This window comes from Streptococcus raffinosi (genome assembly GCF_030284685.1).
Classification (GTDB): domain Bacteria; phylum Bacillota; class Bacilli; order Lactobacillales; family Streptococcaceae; genus Streptococcus; species Streptococcus raffinosi.
This window is the reverse complement of record NZ_JASUZV010000004.1, coordinates 106843-123183: the sequence shown is the minus strand read 5'-3', so window position 1 is coordinate 123183 and position 16341 is coordinate 106843. Positions and strand designations below refer to the sequence as shown.

General features: G+C 40.3%; 16 protein-coding genes. 14 read left to right on the top strand and 2 right to left on the bottom strand.

Annotation, left to right across the window (positions count from 1 at the left end; genetic code table 11):
- The first annotated feature begins 46 nt into the window (after positions 1–46).
- From QRD39_RS04040 to nusB, 7 genes are all read left to right on the top strand, one after another.
- Positions 47–868, top strand: coding sequence for an ABC transporter ATP-binding protein (locus tag QRD39_RS04040; protein ID WP_285955758.1), 822 nt, complete (start codon positions 47–49; stop codon positions 866–868).
- Entirely contained in the window at positions 858–1580 is a 723-nt protein-coding gene (locus QRD39_RS04035) for a hypothetical protein (protein WP_285955757.1), read from the top strand. Before QRD39_RS04040 ends, QRD39_RS04035 begins: the two co-directional genes overlap by 11 nt.
- Before the next feature lie 131 nt (positions 1581–1711).
- Complete coding sequence (locus tag QRD39_RS04030; protein WP_285955756.1) at positions 1712–2773, top strand: M24 family metallopeptidase; 1062 nt, start codon at positions 1712–1714, stop codon at positions 2771–2773.
- Positions 2774–2791: 18 nt separating this feature from the next.
- Positions 2792–3247: a deoxycytidylate deaminase gene (locus QRD39_RS04025; RefSeq protein ID WP_008535587.1), complete on the top strand. Its 456-nt coding sequence runs from the start codon at positions 2792–2794 to the stop codon at positions 3245–3247.
- Between the two features lie 115 nt (positions 3248–3362).
- Positions 3363–3923: an elongation factor P gene (efp, locus tag QRD39_RS04020; RefSeq protein WP_002889261.1), complete on the top strand. Its 561-nt coding sequence runs from the start codon at positions 3363–3365 to the stop codon at positions 3921–3923.
- 70 nt (positions 3924–3993) lie between these two features.
- Entirely contained in the window at positions 3994–4383 is a 390-nt protein-coding gene (locus tag QRD39_RS04015; protein WP_285955755.1) for an Asp23/Gls24 family envelope stress response protein, read from the top strand.
- Positions 4376–4810: a transcription antitermination factor NusB gene (gene nusB / locus QRD39_RS04010; RefSeq protein WP_285955754.1), complete on the top strand. Its 435-nt coding sequence runs from the start codon at positions 4376–4378 to the stop codon at positions 4808–4810. The genes QRD39_RS04015 and nusB overlap by 8 nt, the downstream gene beginning before the upstream one ends.
- A 91-nt stretch (positions 4811–4901) precedes the next feature.
- Here nusB and QRD39_RS04005 read toward each other — a convergent pair whose 3' ends face one another.
- Together QRD39_RS04005 and QRD39_RS04000 are read right to left on the bottom strand one after the other, a co-directional pair.
- Positions 4902–5867 carry a LacI family DNA-binding transcriptional regulator gene (locus tag QRD39_RS04005; protein WP_285955753.1) on the bottom strand — a complete coding sequence of 322 codons (966 nt, stop codon included), beginning with the start codon at positions 5865–5867 and terminating at the stop codon, positions 4902–4904.
- Between the two features lie 8 nt (positions 5868–5875).
- The gene (locus QRD39_RS04000; RefSeq protein WP_285955752.1) at positions 5876–7318 is read right to left on the bottom strand and encodes a sucrose-6-phosphate hydrolase; all 1443 of its coding nucleotides are present in this window, start codon (positions 7316–7318) and stop codon (positions 5876–5878) included.
- Positions 7319–7509: 191 nt separating this feature from the next.
- On the opposite strand from QRD39_RS04000, the gene QRD39_RS03995 reads away from it, so the two are divergent.
- From QRD39_RS03995 to acpS, 7 genes are all read left to right on the top strand, one after another.
- Complete coding sequence (locus tag QRD39_RS03995; RefSeq protein WP_037613419.1) at positions 7510–9411, top strand: sucrose-specific PTS transporter subunit IIBC; 1902 nt, start codon at positions 7510–7512, stop codon at positions 9409–9411.
- A gap of 176 nt (positions 9412–9587) precedes the next feature.
- Entirely contained in the window at positions 9588–10481 is an 894-nt protein-coding gene (scrK, locus tag QRD39_RS03990) for a fructokinase ScrK (protein ID WP_285955751.1), read from the top strand.
- Positions 10482–10715: 234 nt separating this feature from the next.
- Complete coding sequence (locus QRD39_RS03985; protein ID WP_285955750.1) at positions 10716–11042, top strand: hypothetical protein; 327 nt, start codon at positions 10716–10718, stop codon at positions 11040–11042.
- 201 nt (positions 11043–11243) lie between these two features.
- On the top strand, positions 11244–13793 hold the full coding sequence (gene secA, locus QRD39_RS03980; protein ID WP_285955749.1) for a preprotein translocase subunit SecA: 2550 nt from the start codon (positions 11244–11246) through the stop codon (positions 13791–13793).
- A 23-nt stretch (positions 13794–13816) separates the two neighbouring features.
- Positions 13817–14851: a 3-deoxy-7-phosphoheptulonate synthase gene (locus QRD39_RS03975; RefSeq protein WP_002889248.1), complete on the top strand. Its 1035-nt coding sequence runs from the start codon at positions 13817–13819 to the stop codon at positions 14849–14851.
- Positions 14852–14932: 81 nt separating this feature from the next.
- On the top strand, positions 14933–15958 hold the full coding sequence (locus QRD39_RS03970; RefSeq protein ID WP_285955748.1) for a 3-deoxy-7-phosphoheptulonate synthase: 1026 nt from the start codon (positions 14933–14935) through the stop codon (positions 15956–15958).
- Between the two features lie 9 nt (positions 15959–15967).
- Positions 15968–16321, top strand: a complete 354-nt coding sequence (gene acpS, locus QRD39_RS03965; RefSeq protein ID WP_285955747.1) for a holo-ACP synthase — start codon at positions 15968–15970, stop codon at positions 16319–16321.
- Positions 16322–16341: the final 20 nt, after the last annotated feature.

The following is a 16341-nucleotide window of genomic DNA, read 5'->3' as shown; positions in this document are numbered from 1 at the left end:
TCCTTAAAGTTTGGACTAGCAATTTATCACAAAGAAAGGTAAATACATGACAGTACTAGAGGTGATAGGGTTAAACTATAGTTTTGGGAAGCAACCTGTCTTGGATGATATCTCGTTAACCTTGGAAAAGGGGGATATTGCTGGGCTGATTGGCAATAATGGTGCAGGAAAGACGACCTTAATGAAATTAATTTCGGGTATCTTAGAGAGGACTAATGGAACTATTGACTTAAAAACTAAAACTGTGGGTGCCTTAATAGAAACTCCGGCTTTATATCCCAACATGACGGTTGAAGCTAACCTTAAGTTTTATTGCAGACTTTATCATAAAGATTATTCATTGATTGATTGCTATAAAGAAGATTTAGAGGTGGCAACCTATCTCAAACGCAAGGCTTCCAAGTTGTCCTTGGGTATGAAGCAACGTGTAGGTTTGTTTATCGCTTTAATTGCATCAGACGAATTTATCCTTCTTGATGAACCTACTAACGGTCTGGACCCTAATGGTATCAATAGTCTTCTAATCTTGATTGAAAGGCTAGCTAAAAATCATGGTCTAACTTTTATCATTTCTAGCCACATCCTATCCAATCTAGAACAGGTTTGTACAAAAAACTATTTGTTGAAGAATCACAAATTGACTTGTTTGGACGATGATGCAAATGCCAAATATAAAATTTACACTGAGGATTTGAGCATGAAGTCTTTGATGACCTTACTAAAACTAAATGACCTTGCTTTTGAACGTCAAAGGCATGACATTCTGGTTAAAGGAATAGAAAAGATTAAACAGGTTTTGGGACAGGAGGGAATTCCTTTCACATATGAAAAAGCAGGATTGAGTGAGGTACTTTTTAATGGCAACTAAATTGAGAACGGTATTTTTAAAGCAAGAATGTGTGACAAAGAGTGCCTTTATTTGTCTTGTATTGCCAGGGTTGATTGGTGCGATTGTTATCTTATGTGATGGCTATAAGGGGTCTTATCTTGGTCCATCTGCGATTATAGCTAGTTATTCTTTTATAGTGGATATCGTCTTTGCTTACTTAGCTGTATCCAGTTTGGGAAGAGAATTTCAGAATCGAACGATTAATATGATTCGGGTGAGTGACTTATCTGGTCTAGAGGTGATTCTCAGAAAGCTTCTGAGCTTCCTTATCTTATCCATAGTTGCAGCTACTATCTTGGTTTTAGAGTTGATTTTTTACAAGTACTCTGTGCAACATGTCTATTTTCCTTTATGGGACTATATCAGAAAAATCTATGTTGATTTCCTAGCTTATGGAGCTTTTGTTTATATGGTTTCAACTTTGGTTATCTTACTTTTAAAGAATACCTTAACAGCTTTTGTAACAGTCTATTTTGGGGTAACAGGAATGACCTTCTTTACACTCTATTTGGCTAGTTTAGGGGCTACCATGACTAAGCTGATGACTTACGTGCCGTTTAGTTTTATGAGAGCAGTCTTTACTAGCGGTCAACAGTTCTTTAATCTTCGTGAAGCCTTTGTTTTGTTTTCTTGGACCCTGTTTTTGCTCCTTTTGACGCCAGCAATTTACAAAAAGCGAGCCTATGTGTAATGCTTATAAAGTCAGAGTTTTATCTGGCTTTTTCTTTATACAATCAAAAAAACAGGCTAAACTGTCGATTTCATCCTTTAGAATCTGAAAATTTGGTATAATTAATCTAAAATACCTAAGGAGTCATTCAGATGCAACATAGACTTGAACGATTTGATGCGAAACTTGCTCAATCAGGGCTTGATGCCTTGCTTGTGACAGGACAAAATAATATTTACTATTTGACGAATTTCTGGGGGACAAATGCGACTGTTTTCATTACGAAAAATCGTCGTCTCTTTTTAACAGATTCACGTTATACGCTTATAGCTAAACAATCTGTGCATGGTTTTGATATTATCGAAAGTAAAGACCCTCTTAAAGATATTGTTAAACTGATTGAAGCTGACAAACTTGAAACAATCGGTTTTGATAATCAGGTGTCATTCGCTTATTATCAAGGGCTCCAAGCTATTTTTGAAGGTTACACTTTGTCACCACAAAATAACTTTATGGAAGAGTTACGTATGATTAAGGATGATAAAGAATTGGCGACTATACGTAAGGCTTGTTCTATTTCAGACCGTGCTTTCACAGATGTTCTTGATTTTATTAAGTCGGGTCAAACGACAGAACTCCAAGTGGCCAACTTCCTTGATTTCCGTATGCGTGAGTATGGGGCTTCTGGAACTTCCTTTGAGTCTATCATTGCCTCAGGCTACCGTTCAGCCATGCCTCACGGTGTAGCTTCAGAAAAGGTTATCCAGTCAGGTGAGACCTTGACGATGGACTTTGGTTGTTACTACAAGCACTATGTTAGTGACATGACTCGTACTATCCATATTGGGGACACGACTGATGAGGAGCGTGAGATTTACGATATTGTTTTACGTTCTAATCAGGCTTTGATTGATGCTGCTAAGGCTGGTATGACACGTCGTGACTATGATAAGGTTGCGCGTGACGTTATTGTTGAAGCGGGCTATGGTGCCCACTTTACACATGGTATCGGACACGGTATTGGTCTTGACATTCACGAAATTCCTTACTTTGGGAATTCTGATGAGACCATTGAGGCTGGTATGGTCTTGACGGATGAACCAGGTGTCTATTTGGCTGATAAATATGGTGTTCGTATTGAAGACGACATTATTATCACTGAGAATGGTTGTGAGTTGATTACACTTGCACCTAAGGAATTGATTGTGCTCTAAGATTTGGAGGAAAGATTTATGCCAAACCGTCTTTCTTGGCAAGACTATTTTATGGCTAATGCTGAGCTAATTTCTAAACGTTCTACCTGTGATCGTGCTTATGTTGGGGCTGTTTTGGTCAAGGACAATCGTATTATTGCTACTGGTTATAACGGTGGGGTTTCTGAGACTGATAACTGTAACGAAGTAGGTCACTATATGGAAGATGGCCACTGTATCAGAACGGTTCACGCAGAGATGAATGCCCTCATTCAGTGCGCTAAAGAAGGTATTTCAACTAAAAATACAGAGATTTATGTGACGCATTTTCCTTGTATAAACTGTACTAAAGCTCTCTTGCAGGCTGGTATCGTTAAGATTACTTATAAGGCCAACTATCGTCCTCATGGCTTTGCTATGGAACTGATGCAGCAAAAGGGTGTTTCTTATGTCCAACATGATGTTCCAGAGGTTCGTTTGGGAATGGATGACTAGTTCTTTTCTTTGTAAAGAGCTTAGGGCTAGGGCCTGATTCTATAAAACATTTGAGCCCTACTCTCATTTATGGTAGAATAAACTGATAATAATTTTTACAAAGAGGTATTTAATAATGATTGAAGCAAGTAAACTCCGTGCGGGTATGACTTTCGTAACTAATGATGGCAAATTGATTAAAGTTCTTGAAGCTAGCCACCACAAGCCTGGTAAAGGTAATACTATCATGCGTATGAAATTGCGTGATGTGCGTTCTGGGTCAACATTTGACACTAGCTACCGTCCAGAAGAAAAATTTGAACAAGCAATCATCGAAACAGTACCAGCACAATACTTGTACCAAATGGATGATACTGCGTACTTCATGAATACTGAAACATATGACCAATATGAAATTCCAGTAGCTAACGTTCAAGAAGAATTGAAATACGTCCTTGAAAACTCAGACGTCAAAATTCAATTCTACGGAACAGAAGTTATCGGTGTTCAAGTACCAACAACTGTTGAATTGACTGTTACTGAAACACAACCATCAATCAAAGGTGCAACAGTTACAGGTTCAGGTAAACCTGCAACACTTGAAACTGGTCTTGTGGTTAACGTTCCAGACTTTATCGAAGCTGGTCAAAAATTGGTTATCAACACAGCTGAAGGTACTTACGTATCACGTGCCTAAGCCTAACTAAGTCTTTCAAATCAATGGTTTGAAGGCTTTATTTTCCAAACTAACGGAAAGGAAACATGGGATGACTACAGAAAATATCGGTGAAATCGTTATTGCCCCTCGTGTGCTTGAAGTGATTACAGGTATCGCTGCAACTAAAGTGGAAGGTGTTTACGCCCTTCAAAACAAAAATGTCACTGACAGCCTTAGCAAAACAAGCTTGGGCCGTGGTGTTTACCTCCAAACGGAGGAAGATGGTACAGTAAACGCTGATATCTACGTTTCTCTTCAGTATGGCGTTAATGTTCCTGCGGTTTCGATTGAGATTCAAAAAGCAGTCAAAGCCGCTATCTATGATATGGCCGAAGTGGCAATTTCAGATGTTAACGTCCACGTTGAGTCTATTGTCACTGAGAAATCACAAAAACCAGACTTGGCTGAATTGTTTAACGAGGATTTTTTGAATGACTAATATCTTTAAAGATTCACGTCGTGACCTTCGTGAGCGTGCTTTTCAAACGCTCTTTGCTCTGGAATTTGGTGGTGAAGTCCTAGAACAAGCGCATTTTGCTTATACCTTTGACAAACCAATTGGGGAAGAAACTGAAGTTGATGTACCAGCTTTTCTTCTTAACTTGGTTACTGGTGTTCGAGGAGATTTGGCTCAACTTGACAGTCAGATTGAATCAAAATTGAAAGAAGGTTGGAGTCTCTCACGGCTGATTGTGACTGACCGTACCCTTCTTCGTTTGGGACTTTATGAAATCACGTCTTTTGAGGAAACACCAGGACGTGTGGCTATTAATGAAATTATTGAAATTGCCAAAAAATATTCTGATGAAACATCTGCTAAGTTCATTAACGGTGTGCTTAGTCAGTTTGTGACAGATGAAGCCTAAGACAAGGAAGTTGAAGCACTGTTTCAACTTCTTTTTTCTACAAATTAGACAAGAAAAAAATCGCAAGTGGAGATTTCTTGCGATTTTTTCTTTATATACTACCACCAGAAATGAGGTTTACTGGTAGTACATAATCACGATTAACGGGTTCGCCTTTAATTTTCTTTAGGAGAATTTCCACACACAACTTGGCGATTTCTTCCAAGGGTTGCTGGATAGTGGCTAGTTCTGAGTGGAAGTGACGGATAAAGGCAGTACCGTCATAACCAATGATTTTTAAATCATCTGGAATAGAAAGTCCTAGATGCTTCGCCACCTTCATAACTAAGATAGCTGTTAAATCATCAGAAACAAAGATGCCATCTGGATGTTCACGAGAAATAATCGATTTGATTTCCATCTCGCGACGCATGAGCGACAAATCATTTGGAACAGGACAGATAATACCATGTTTGTCCAATTCATAATTAAAACCAAGCTGTCGAAGTCCCGTTGGAGAGTCAGAATTATCATAGCCTGTAATCATGACAATACGCTGACAGCCAGCCTTTAGCAGAGCTCTTGCAGCTAATTTTCCCCCTTCAAAGTTATCGGATGAGATAATGGGGATCTTTGGAGCCAGATTACGGTCGAAGGCGACAATAGGAGCTTCAACCTTCTCATAATCTTCGATACCAAGATTGTGACTGGACGAGATGATGCCATCACATTGGTTGGCGGCAAGCATCTCCAAATAGTCCTTTTCCTTGTTAGGATCATGCTCACTGTTACAGATGATTGTTTTGTAACCTTGTTTAAAGAGCTCGTCCTCAAGGCGTTCGATAAGCTCAGCGTAAAAAATGTTGGAAATATTTGGAAAAATCAAGCCAACGAGTTTGGCCGATTTTCCTTGGAGACCTCGAGCCAGGTTGTTAGGTTTATAGTTTAGCTCATGCATAGCAGCGTGAACCTTGTCAATGGTCTTTTGTGAGAGGTAGCCCTTTTTGTTTATGACGCGGGAAACTGTGGTTGGGCTTACACCAGCAAGTTCGGCAACGTCAGTAAGCTTTGCGACCATAAATCACCTTAGTATTTTAAATCGAAGTAGTGACCAGAAACCTTTCCTGATGCCACTTTGATACCAGTTTGTTCTGCACTTGGGAAGACACGGCTAGTGAAGACCTTTTCACCTTTGTTAAAGAAGATTTCAATGATTGAATTATCTACAAAGATGTTAGCTGTAGCAGCTTGACCGGCCTCAAGACTACATTCACGACTTGTTCCAAAGTCTGTAGCATACTGTTCACCAGCTTTAGAACGGTCAAGAATAACTTTTCCGTTTTCAGTATCAACGGTAAGTGACAAGCCATTTCCTTCTTGGTCTGCGAAAAGAACAAGCTCGGTTTGACTATTAGCTTGGAAGTTAAGTTCAAGCTCGTAAGTATTAGTTGTAGCTGTTTTTTCAGCGAAATCTTCTTGGTTAGCACGTAAGCTTGTAATAGCTTCTACTGGGTATTGGTAAAGTTTGCCATCTTTAATAGACAACTCTTTAACCAAGCTCATAGCACCTTGGTAGTCGTATTTGTCAGTTGGGTAGTCCACGTCTGGAAGACCAATCCAACTAACAATAAGGGCACGACCATCTGGAGTATTAAATCCTTGAGTAGCATAGGCTTCGAACCCGTAGTCTAAGTTGATAATTGGCGTACCATCAACAAGGGCAGGTTTCTCAGGATCGAAATCTTGGAAAATCTTATAAGTGTTAGGGTAGATATTACCGTAGTTAAGTTCAACTTTATCAAGCCCTTGAGGGCTATAGAGAAGAACAGGTTTGCTATCTACAAAGACGAGGTTAGGACACTCAATCATGTATTCTGAGCCAGTGCCACCAAAGTCGAGGTCACCAACTTCAACCCAGTTTTCAACATTATTATCAACTGCCTTGTAAAGTTTGATGAAACCTTGTTTATCGTGGTTTTGGGCTCCTACGATAGCGTAGAATTGACCCTTGTAATCAAAAATCTGTGGGTCACGGAAGTGTTCAGTAGCATCAGCGGGTTGTTTGATAAGAACTTTATCGAATTTTTCGATGTTGCCGTCTTTATCCATCCAGGCACCGATTTGGCGTGGGTCACGAACCCAATTTGCATCACGAACGTTCCCAGTATAGAAGATAAAGAGTTTATCACCGATTTGATAAGCAGAACCAGAGTAGGCACCGTGGCTGTCATTTTCGTGATCTGGTAGGAGTTTAACACCAGTTTCTGTGAAGTGCACCAAGTCTTCAGATTCAGTATGAACCCATTGTTTCAAACCGTGAGCAGCTCCAAACGGCCAGCTTTGGTAGAAAAGTTGGAACTTACCATTAAAGTAAGAAAAACCATTTGGGTCATTAAGAAGCCCTGTTTTTGGTTCAATATGATAACTGGTACGCCAAGGTGATTTGGCAACATTTTCTTTAATATGTTTTTTCTCTTCATTTGTCCAATCTTCATATGGACGGTAACGAACTTCTGTTGGTAGATTCATATAAAGTGATCTCCTAATCTATTTGTTAGTAATATAGTAAACGTTTTACATAGAAAAATCAATGATTTACCACAAAAAAATAAAAAAATATGTTAAACGGTTGACATATAACAAAAACATGATAAAATAAATATCGTAAAGAACAGCGAAACGCTTTCAAAAAACAAATTTCATTAAGGAGATTTTTGCAAATGGATAACAAACAAATTGCAAAAGAAGTCATCGAAGCCCTCGGTGGACGTGAAAATGTTAACAGTGTTGCTCACTGTGCAACTCGTCTACGTGTGATGGTTAAAGATGAAAACAAAATCAACAAAGAAAAAGCTGAGAACATCGAAAAAGTTCAAGGTGCTTTCTTTAACTCAGGTCAATACCAAATGATCTTTGGTACAGGTACTGTTAACAAGATTTACGACGAAGTCGTTGCTCAAGGACTTCCAACAGCATCTAAAGACGAACAAAAAGCAGAAGCTGCTAAACAAGGGAACTGGTTCCAACGTGCTATCCGTTCATTCGGTGACGTTTTCGTTCCATTGCTTCCAGCTATTGTAGCGACTGGTCTTTTCATGGGTATCCGTGGAGCCATCAATAACGATACAGTTCTTGGATTGTTTGGTACGACTTCTAAAGCCTTCGCTGCTACTGATTTCTACACTTACACAGTTGTATTGACAGATACAGCTTTCGCCTTTTTCCCAGCCTTGATCTGTTGGTCAGCCTTTAACGTATTTGGTGGCTCACCACTTCTTGGTTTGGTTCTTGGTTTGATGATGGTTAACAACGCTCTTCCAAATGCTTGGGATGTTGCATCAGGTGCTGCAAAACCAATTTACTTCTTTGACTTTATTCCAGTAGTTGGTTACCAAAACTCAGTCCTTCCAGCCTTCTTCGTAGGTTTGATTGGTGCTAAGTTTGAACAATGGGTTCGTAAATGGGTTCCAGATGTTCTTGACCTCCTCTTGCGTCCACTTGTTGTCTTTGCTGTAATGTCAGCCTTGGCCCTCTTTATCATTGGTCCTGTCTTCCACACAGTTGAGAGTTACGTACTTGCTGGTACAGAGTGGATTCTTAACTTGCCATTTGGTCTTGCAGGTCTTGTTCTCGGTGGTATTCACCAAGTTATCGTCGTTACAGGGGTTCACCACGTCTTCAACTTACTTGAAGCTAACCTTATTTCTAATACAGGTAAAGACCCACTTAACGCTATTATCACAGCTGCCATGACTGCCCAAGCTGGTGCAACACTTGCAGTTGGTGTTAAAACTAAAGACTCTAAGTTGAAAGCTCTTGCTTTCCCTGCAACTCTTTCAGCGGTACTTGGTATCACTGAACCAGCTATCTTCGGGGTTAACCTTCGTTTCGGTAAACCATTTATCATGGGTCTTATCGCTGGTGCTGCCGGTGGTTGGTTGGCATCAATCCTTAACCTTGCTGGTACAGGGTTTGGTGTAACAATCGTTCCTGGTACTCTTCTTTACCTTAACGGGCAAGTACTTAAGTATGTGATCATGGTACTTGTTACCCTTGCTCTTGGTTTCACTCTTACATGGCTCTTTGGATACAAGGAAGAAGAAGTTGAAGCTCTTGAAGAAGTTGTTGCTGAAGATATCGCTTCAGCAGGTTCAGCTCCAGTTGAATTGCAAGCTGAAACAATCGCTGCTCCACTTAAAGGTCAAGTTGTAGCTTTGGAAAATGTTAATGACCCAGTCTTCTCATCAGGAGCTATGGGTAAAGGTGCGGCTATCAAACCTTCAGGTAACCAAGTGGTTGCACCATTTGATGGTGAAGTGCAAATCGCCTTCCCAACAGGTCACGCTTATGGTCTTAAATCTGATAAAGGTGCTGAAGTGCTTATCCACGTCGGTATTGACACTGTCTCACTTGATGGTAAAGGGTTTGATGCTAAAGTTAAAGCCAATCAACGTGTTAAAAAAGGTGATGTCTTGGCTACCTTCGATAGCTCAGTTATCACAGGTGCAGGACTTGACGATACAACTATGGTAATCGTTACAAATACTGCAGACTTCGAAGATGTTTCGTCAGTAGCAACTGGATCAGTTGCTGAAGGTGCTGACTTCATCGCAGTTAAATAATAATCTAGAAAAGTCGAAGCTATTTCGGCTTTTTTAGTTAAATGTCAGATAAAGAAAAGAGATAAGTTCGGGTGTCTAAGACTGGTGAATCGAACGGAATATAGATTGTCTTTTACGCCACTTTTCTTTATAATTAAGATAGTAATTTATAGATCACAAAAGGAGATAGCTTGCATATGGCTAAACTTTACGGAAGCTTGGAAGCTGGTGGTACAAAATTTGTTTGTGCTGTTGGTGATGAAAATTTCCAAGTCGTTGAAAAGACCCAATTCCCAACCACTACACCATACGAAACAATCGATCGTACCGTTGCCTTCTTCAAACGTTATGAAGACCAATTAGCTGGAATTGCCATTGGTTCATTCGGTCCCATTGATGTTGATCCTAACTCAGAAACATACGGTTATGTTACCTCAACGCCAAAACCACACTGGTCAAACGTTGACCTTCTTGGTTTGATTGCAAAAGAGTTTAATATTCCTTTCTATTTTACGACGGATGTTAACTCATCTGCCTATGGTGAGACACTTGTTCGTAAAGGTGTTAAGAGTCTTGTTTATTACACTATCGGAACTGGTATCGGTGCAGGTGCTATTCAAAATGGTGAATTCATTGGTGGTGTTGGCCACACTGAAGCAGGTCACGTTTATGTTCCTCTTCACCCTAATGATGTTGCTAATGAGTTTAACGGAACTTGTCCTTTCCACCGTGGTTGCTTGGAAGGGTTGGCTGCTGGGCCATCGCTTGAAGCTCGCACAGGTATTCGTGGAGAGTTGATTGAGCAAAATTCTGAAGTGTGGGATATTCAAGCTTACTATATTGCTCAAGCTGCTGTTCAAGCAACTGTTCTCTATCGTCCTGAAGTTATCGTCTTTGGTGGTGGAGTAATGGGTCAAGAGCATATGCTTCGTCGTGTTCGTGAAAAATTCACAGTTCTTTTGAATGGTTACCTCCCAGTACCAGATGTGACTGAGTATATTGTTACCCCTGCTGTTTCAGGTAATGGCTCTGCGACACTTGGTAACTTTGCCCTTGCCAAAGATGTGGCGGATAAACAAGCAAACAAGTAAGAATTGTCAAATCGCTTTAAGAGATACTCTTAAGGCGTTTTGCGCTATTCAGGAAGATTTATAAGGTCGGTGGTTTGACACTTGCCCAGGTTTAGAAAATCTAGGCAGGGTCGTCTGAAGACGGCCGTGGTATATGATATTTTAAGTGATTATATCGGTTAATAATGATGTTGCAGGTTGGAGAATTGATGGTCAAATGGAGGGTGCTGTCAATCAATCTAAAGAGGCTTAAATATGAGTAGAGAACAAGTTTTAGCAGACCTTTTTAAAGGCATCAAAGTTGGAGAGACCTATTATTTTGAAGGGGCTTATTACCGTTTGAAAGATTATGGCGACCACATTTATGGCTTGCAACGAGCGGTTCCAGGCATGTGTGGTGAAAAGACGGCCTCTCCCAGCCTTAAATTTCACTGGGAAAATGGGGCTTTGGACTATCAATTTTATGTGGATTTTGAAGCTAGTCCAATGCTTATGAAGGCTTATAGCAGCTCTGATCGAGCTTTCTTTGACCAAGCCTTTGATAAGCTCTTGCAGGATTTTCAGAAAATCCTAGAGGAGTAAGAACTATCTGAGGGAAAATCCTAAAGTGATATTGTCGTTATTTTCAGTGAATCTAATAAAAAAGTTTTAGTTTATTTGTCAATCCGTTGTGAAAGGCTTTAAACTAGGGCTTTTTTCTTTTGTCAATCCTTGTGTGATTTCTTGTTTAAAGGGTGTTTTTGTGGTAAAATATGGAGATAAAGACTGTCGAAAGGAAATAAGATGGCAAATATATTACGCAAAATCATTGAAAATGATAAAGGCGAAATTAAGAAACTAGAAAAAACTGCCAAGAAAGTTGAGGGCTATGCAGATGCAATGGTAGCCCTTTCAGATGAAGAACTTAAGGCAAAAACAGATGAATTTAAAAAACGATATCAAAACGGAGAAAGCCTAGACCAACTCTTGCCAGAGGCATTTGCGGTTGTTCGTGAAGGGGCAAAACGTGTCCTTGGACTTTTCCCATACCGTGTGCAAATCATGGGTGGTATTGTTCTTCACCATGGTGACGTACCAGAGATGCGTACAGGGGAAGGGAAAACCTTGACGGCGACAATGCCTGTTTACCTTAACGCTATTTCAGGTGAAGGTGTACACGTTATTACCGTTAACGAATACCTTTCAGAGCGTGACGCAACTGAAATGGGTGAGCTTTATAGTTGGCTTGGCTTGTCAGTAGGGATTAACCTTTCTGCCAAATCACCAGCTGAAAAGCGTGAAGCCTATAACTGTGATATCACTTACTCAACCAACTCAGAGGTCGGTTTCGACTACCTCCGTGATAACATGGTTGTTCGTAAGGAAAACATGGTACAACGTCCTTTGAACTATGCCTTGGTCGATGAGGTTGACTCGGTTCTTATTGATGAAGCTCGTACACCATTGATTGTATCAGGTCCTGTAAGTTCAGAGACTAACCAGTTGTATCATCGTTCAGATGCTTTTGTTAAGACATTGACTGAAGATGATTATGCCATTGATGTTCCAACCAAAACCATTGGTTTGAATGACTCTGGTATTGATAAGGCCGAAGAATTCTTCAACTTGGATAACTTGTACGATATTGACCATGTAGCCTTGACTCACTATATTGATAATGCCCTTCGTGCCAACTATATCATGTTGCATGATATTGACTATGTGGTAAGTCCGGAGCAAGAAATCCTTATCGTTGACCAATTTACTGGTCGTACTATGGAAGGTCGTCGTTTCTCTGATGGACTTCACCAAGCTATTGAAGCTAAAGAAGGCGTACCAGTTCAAGAGGAAACCAAGACATCTGCCTCAATCACTTACCAAAATATGTTCCGTATGTACAAGAAATTGTCAGGTATGACTGGTACAGGTAAGACTGAGGAAGATGAGTTCCGTGAAATCTATAACATGCGAATCATTCCGATTCCAACCAACCGTCCAATTCAACGTATTGACCATGATGACCTTCTTTACCCAACCTTGGATGCCAAATTCCGTGCGGTAGTGCAAGATGTCAAACGTCGTTATGAAAAGGGTCAACCAGTTCTTGTTGGTACCGTTGCCGTTGAAACATCTGACTTGATTTCTAAGATGCTGGTTGAAGCAGGTATTCCTCACGAAGTGCTTAATGCCAAGAACCACGAAAAAGAAGCCCATATCATCATGAATGCAGGTCAACGTGGTGCGGTTACGATTGCGACCAACATGGCCGGTCGTGGTACCGATATCAAACTTGGTGAAGGTGTTCTGGATCTTGGTGGACTTTGTGTCATTGGTACAGAGCGTCACGAAAGCCGCCGTATTGATAACCAGTTGCGTGGTCGTGCGGGACGTCAAGGGGACCCAGGTGAATCTCAATTCTACCTCTCACTTGAAGATGAATTGATGCGTCGTTTTGGTTCTGATCGTGTCAAACATGTCTTGGAACGCTTTAATGCTGATGATGAAGATATTGTCATCAAATCACGTATGTTGACTCGTCAAGTGGAATCAGCTCAAAAACGTGTTGAAGGGAATAACTACGATACACGTAAACAAGTCCTTCAATACGATGACGTTATGCGTGAACAACGTGAAATCATTTACGCTGAGCGTTATGATGTTATCACAGCAGAGCGTGATCTTGAACCTGAAATTAAGGCTATGATTAAGCGTACAATTAATCGTACGGTTGAAGGTCACAGTCGCAATGATCAAGATGAAGCTCTTAGGGCAATCTTGACGTTTGCCCGTCAGGCTTTGGTTCCTGAAAATGCCATCTCACTTAAAGACTTGAAAGAAGTGGGTGAGGTCACTAAACGTAGTGTTAATTATGAAGCTATTAAAGTTTACTTGAATGAATTAGCAGATGATGTTTATGATCGCCAAATCAAGAAATTACGTTCAGAGGAAGCTATCCGTGAATTTCAAAAAGTTTTGATTTTGATGGTTGTTGATAATAAGTGGACAGATCACATTGATGCCCTTGACCAATTACGTAACGCTGTTGGTTTGCGTGGTTATGCGCAAAACAATCCAATTGTTGAGTATCAATCTGAAGGGTTCAAGATGTTCCAAGACATGGTTGGAGCGATTGAATATGATGTGACACGTACCATGATGAAAGCACAAATCCACGAACAATCTCGTGAAAATGTGAATGAACGTGTTTCAACAACAGCAACAGGTAATATCCAAGCACAACAGACAGATGCGAATGGTCAGGATATTGACTTTAGTAAAGTTGGTCGTAATGATTTCTGTCCATGTGGCTCAGGTAAGAAATTTAAAAATTGTCACGGTCGTAAGCAATTTTAGGAAAAAAGAAGTAGGTAATTATTATGGTTTTTAAAGCAGTAAGTAAAAAAATTGATTTTGATGCAGTTAAAGAATCAACTACATTGACAGGTGAAGCTCTTGCCAAGAAACAAGCACGTGATAAAGAACTTGAAGCAATCATTAAGGGTGAAGATGATCGTACGCTAGTGGTTATCGGTCCATGTTCATCTGATAATGAAGAAGCTGTTCTTGATTATGCTCACCGTTTGGCTAAACTTCAAGAAGAAGTTAAAGACAAGGTCTTTATGGTGATGCGTGTTTATACAGCTAAACCTCGTACAAATGGTGATGGTTATAAAGGGCTTGTGCACCAACCTGATGCTGAAGGAAAACCAAACCTTATTAACGGAATTAAAGCGGTACGTAACCTTCACTACCGTGTTATCACTGAAACTGGTATTACGACTGCCGATGAAATGCTTTATCCAGAAAACCTTACATTGGTAGATGATCTTGTATCCTACATTGCCGTTGGTGCACGTTCTGTAGAAGACCAACAACACCGTTTTGTGGCTTCAGGTATTGATGTTCCAACTGGTATGAAGAATCCAACATCAGGTAACCTTAACGTGATGTTTAACGGTATTTATGCTGCACAAAATAAACAAGACTTCCTCTTTAACGGTGAAGAAGTGCAAACTTCAGGTAACCCATTGGCACACGTTATCCTTCGTGGTTCAACGAACGAATATGGTAAAAACGTGCCTAACTTCTACTATGATGATGTTCTTGATACAATTGAACATTATGAAAAAATGGGTCTTGAAAATCCGTTCATCGTTATTGACACCAACCATGATAATTCAGGTAAACGTTACTTGGAACAAATCCGTATCGTTCGTCAAACCTTGATTAACCGTGATTGGAATGAAAAAATCAACAAAGTTGCACGTGGCTTCATGATTGAATCTTACCTTGAAGATGGTCGTCAAGATGCACCAGATGTTTATGGTAAATCAATTACAGACCCATGTCTTGGTTGGGCTAAGACAGAAGAATTGGTTCGTGAAATTCACGACACTTTGTCAAAAAAATAAGATAACAGAAACCATATGTGGGGAGTGAGACGTTTGGGTGACCAAACGGTTCGCTCTCTTTTCGCAAAGAGAGGGAATTAAATGGGAATTCACCAAAATAGTCCGCTTATTGATGCGGCGGAAGTTAGAAAATTGCATGCCCTTACAGGAGATGCCTTAGCAGCCAAGCAAGATAATGATGAGGCTTTGGCAAAAATTATCAAGGGGGAGGACAAACGTCTCCTCTTGGTTATCGGGCCATGTTCATCTGATAATGAAGAGGCTGTTCTTGATTATGCCCATCGTCTGGCTCAGCTTCAGGAAGAAGTGAAAGACAAGATTTTCATCGTTATGCGTGTTTATACAGCTAAACCACGTACTAATGGAGATGGTTATAAAGGTCTTATTCACCAACCAGATGCAGAAGGTGACGTAGACCTTCTTGCGGGAGTTAAGGCTGTTCGTCACCTGCAATCACGTATTATTATTGAAACAGGTTTGCCTATTGCAGACGAGATGCTTTACCCATCAAACCTTGACTTTTTTGAGGATTTGCTTAGCTACCATGCTATTGGCGCACGTTCGGTTGAAGACCAAGAACACCGCTTTGTAGCTTCAGGTATTGATGTGCCAATTGGCTTGAAGAACCCAACGTCAGGAAATTTGAATGTCATGTTTAATGGTATATATGCTGCGCAAAACCAACAGCACTTCATTTTTAATGGAGCTGAAGTCAAGACAGATGGGAACCCATTGGCGCATGCTATTTTGCGTGGGGCTAACAATGAAAATGGTCAAAATCTTGTCAATTACCACTATGAGGATTTGGTTAAGGCTTTGGATAAATACAGTACCTTTGGTTTGGAAAATCCATTTATTCTTGTTGATACCAACCATGATAACTCTGGTAAAAACTTTATTGAGCAGGTTCGAATTGTGCGTGAAGTCCTTCTTAACCGTGAGTGGGATGAGCGTATTGCAGATACTGTGCGTGGCTTCATGATTGAGTCTTATCTTGAGGATGGTCGTCAAGATACGCCTGAAATTTACGGAAAATCAATCACAGATCCGTGTCTTGGTTGGGCTAAGACAGACAGTCTTATTCGTGAAATTCATGACCGACTATAGTAAGCAGCTATGATTATTGGACATGGTATAGACTTGCAGGAAATTTCAGCTGTGAAAAGGGCTTATGATCGCAATCCACGTTTTGCAAAGAAGGTCTTGACGCCAAAAGAATGGGAGCGCTTTGAGTCTCTTTCTGGGAATCGTCAGATGTCCTATTTAGCAGGACGTTGGGCCGGTAAAGAAGCTTTTTCAAAAGCTTGGGGTACTGGAATAGGAGCGGTTGGTTTCAAGGATATTGAAATTTTGAACAATGACAAAGGAGCTCCTGTGGTAACCCAGTCACTTTTTGAGGGAAAAGTCTTCATCTCGATTTCCCATAGTGGTGATTTTGTTCAGGCAAGTGTCATTTTAGAAGAAAATTAAGAGATAGGTGTTGGAAGAGG

Excerpts from the sequence above, each read along its gene's own strand:
- QRD39_RS04040 (WP_285955758.1), top strand. The coding sequence starts at position 47 with ATGACAGTACTAGAGGTGATAGGGTTAAACTATAGTTTTGGGAAGCAA.
- QRD39_RS04035 (WP_285955757.1), top strand. The coding sequence starts at position 858 with ATGGCAACTAAATTGAGAACGGTATTTTTAAAGCAAGAATGTGTGACA.
- QRD39_RS04030 (WP_285955756.1), top strand. The coding sequence starts at position 1,712 with ATGCAACATAGACTTGAACGATTTGATGCGAAACTTGCTCAATCAGGG.
- QRD39_RS04025 (WP_008535587.1), top strand. The coding sequence starts at position 2,792 with ATGCCAAACCGTCTTTCTTGGCAAGACTATTTTATGGCTAATGCTGAG.
- efp (WP_002889261.1), top strand. The coding sequence starts at position 3,363 with ATGATTGAAGCAAGTAAACTCCGTGCGGGTATGACTTTCGTAACTAAT.
- QRD39_RS04015 (WP_285955755.1), top strand. The coding sequence starts at position 3,994 with ATGACTACAGAAAATATCGGTGAAATCGTTATTGCCCCTCGTGTGCTT.
- nusB (WP_285955754.1), top strand. The coding sequence starts at position 4,376 with ATGACTAATATCTTTAAAGATTCACGTCGTGACCTTCGTGAGCGTGCT.
- QRD39_RS04005 (WP_285955753.1), bottom strand. The coding sequence starts at position 5,867 with ATGGTCGCAAAGCTTACTGACGTTGCCGAACTTGCTGGTGTAAGCCCA.
- QRD39_RS04000 (WP_285955752.1), bottom strand. The coding sequence starts at position 7,318 with ATGAATCTACCAACAGAAGTTCGTTACCGTCCATATGAAGATTGGACA.
- QRD39_RS03995 (WP_037613419.1), top strand. The coding sequence starts at position 7,510 with ATGGATAACAAACAAATTGCAAAAGAAGTCATCGAAGCCCTCGGTGGA.
- scrK (WP_285955751.1), top strand. The coding sequence starts at position 9,588 with ATGGCTAAACTTTACGGAAGCTTGGAAGCTGGTGGTACAAAATTTGTT.
- QRD39_RS03985 (WP_285955750.1), top strand. The coding sequence starts at position 10,716 with ATGAGTAGAGAACAAGTTTTAGCAGACCTTTTTAAAGGCATCAAAGTT.
- secA (WP_285955749.1), top strand. The coding sequence starts at position 11,244 with ATGGCAAATATATTACGCAAAATCATTGAAAATGATAAAGGCGAAATT.
- QRD39_RS03975 (WP_002889248.1), top strand. The coding sequence starts at position 13,817 with ATGGTTTTTAAAGCAGTAAGTAAAAAAATTGATTTTGATGCAGTTAAA.
- QRD39_RS03970 (WP_285955748.1), top strand. The coding sequence starts at position 14,933 with ATGGGAATTCACCAAAATAGTCCGCTTATTGATGCGGCGGAAGTTAGA.
- acpS (WP_285955747.1), top strand. The coding sequence starts at position 15,968 with ATGATTATTGGACATGGTATAGACTTGCAGGAAATTTCAGCTGTGAAA.